The sequence below is a fragment of the Acinetobacter sp. YH16044 genome (assembly GCF_013417145.1).
Classification (GTDB): Bacteria; Pseudomonadota; Gammaproteobacteria; order Pseudomonadales; family Moraxellaceae; genus Acinetobacter; species Acinetobacter amyesii.
Map to the genome: position 1 here is coordinate 1 of NZ_VPEK01000142.1, position 1,357 is coordinate 1,357.

At 33.8% G+C, this 1,357-nt stretch carries 3 protein-coding genes; all 3 read right to left on the reverse strand.

From position 1 onward, the window contains the following. Positions 1 to 144: type II toxin-antitoxin system mRNA interferase toxin, RelE/StbE family (locus tag FTV38_RS17555; RefSeq protein ID WP_180023049.1), on the reverse strand; the 144-nt coding region annotated here is incomplete at its 3' end. Continuing rightward, positions 131 to 391, reverse strand: coding sequence for a type II toxin-antitoxin system RelB/DinJ family antitoxin (locus FTV38_RS17560; RefSeq protein WP_004871910.1), 261 nt, complete (start codon positions 389 to 391; stop codon positions 131 to 133). The genes FTV38_RS17560 and FTV38_RS17555, both read right to left, overlap by 14 nt. A gap of 114 nt (positions 392 to 505) precedes the next feature. Further along, positions 506 to 1,228 carry a hypothetical protein gene (locus tag FTV38_RS17565; RefSeq protein ID WP_078194509.1) on the reverse strand — a complete coding sequence of 241 codons (723 nt, stop codon included), beginning with the start codon at positions 1,226 to 1,228 and terminating at the stop codon, positions 506 to 508. Positions 1,229 to 1,357: the final 129 nt, after the last annotated feature.

The following is a 1,357-nucleotide window of genomic DNA, read 5'->3' on the forward strand; positions in this document are numbered from 1 at the left end:
ACGATACTTTTCAGGCAAAGTTTCATCGGCTTGTAATAACTCTAAAACAGTTTGTAGTTCAGCATCGACTGTATTTCGATGCTGACCTTTTTTCTCACGTTTATAGTCTTTCTTAAATGCAGAGGTGTACTTAATCGTCCGCATTTAGATCAGCCATTAAGTCTTTTACAGAAGTGAAGCTCTTTGCTTTGCTTAGATCTTCTTCCATCGCTGCAATGGTTTCAGCATTGGGTTGCCAAATATCAAAAGGTAAAGCCTTTTCTTTAGCTACTTTGGTCAATAATAAACGGACTGCATCTGAGACAGTTAAGCCCATTGTTGCGAGAACTTCCGTTGCTTCATGCTTAATGTTTTCATTGATGCGAGTAGTCACTAGTGCATTTGAAGCCATGTTAAGTTCCTGTGATTAACATTGTTAATCACACTATATTCCTAGATGAAGAAAAATTCAATTCGTATAACAGCCATTATGTTAAATAAGAAAATTAGTAATTTATTTCTTATATTATTTATAGGCAGTATTATTAACCCACAATCCTAGCTTCGTAATAAAGCAAGTATAATCATCCTCAACGTCAAAGCTGTAAGTTTTTAATCGGAATGTCTCTGAGAGAACGTGAACACTTTCACCATTAACACATATTGGACTAGGTACATTATCATCACCTATACATTCGATAGGTCCTTCTAAGCCATATTTGATAAAAGTAAAATATTCAACATTTTCAATATCAAAACCTTTTTTATCCGCATTAAATATATTGCTAGGATGGTAACTTCCAGCCACATTTTCCATACTTGTTTTTCGTAATGGATTCACCATAAAAACAAGACCAATGATTTCTTGATCAGATGTTTCTATAGCTTGACCGTTCTTCAACTCATCCAAGCGCGTCCATCCAATATTCTTAACCCAGAATGTCTGATTAGACCTCAGCATATTACTGACCATTTTTCCTTTGCGAGAAAGTTGCAATAATTTGCTTTTATTTAATTTTGATAAATCTGTATTTGCTTTAATTTGGAAATAGGTTAGCTCCCAAATCTCACTATTCTCACAAGTAGATATTCTTATAACAGGTTTATAGCATAACTCTCCGTCACCATTTTTTGGCTTTGACAGTACTAAATCTCCGACTTTAATGTTCTGAATGGCGATTAAACCTTTGTCTGTATTTATACGTGTTCCAGCAGGAAAACCAGCCCCTGAATTAAGATATGAGTCCATAAGTCTCTCTTATATTTTTAATTTGATGATTAGTGAGCTTTCCTAAAATTAACATAATACGCGTTATGCGAAATTAGAAAAATGAGTTTATTGCACTGATATTTATCTGTTTTTTAAATTTTAGACCTG